The following is a 255-nucleotide window of genomic DNA, read 5'->3' as shown; positions in this document are numbered from 1 at the left end:
CGTATTGCCATTCGCATCCTTCGCCGTGATTGTAATCGTTTGACTCGTTCCAGCCGTTTGCGTGCCGGATCCTGTAATCACAAACTTATTGGCTGATCCTGGATTGATCGTTATGCTACCACTTGTTGCAGCTGTTCCTGTTGCTGGAGTGAACGTAAATGTGCCACTACCAACTGTTCCTGTGTACTTCAAGCCTAAGCTTGTTAAGTTGGCCACCCCATTCACAAAATCACCTGCACTTGTTAATTTATTGCC

At 46.3% G+C, this 255-nt stretch carries 1 protein-coding gene; it reads right to left on the bottom strand.

The features are described 5' to 3' along the window. Window positions 1-255, bottom strand: a 255-nt coding sequence (locus ACST15_RS12575) for a hypothetical protein (RefSeq protein WP_459455000.1), incomplete at both ends; no start/stop codon positions are given.

The sequence above is a fragment of the Aquirufa sp. Wall-65K1 genome (genome assembly GCF_054558475.1).
Note: the sequence above shows the minus strand (reverse complement) of the source record. Positions and strands in the feature narration are given on the sequence as shown.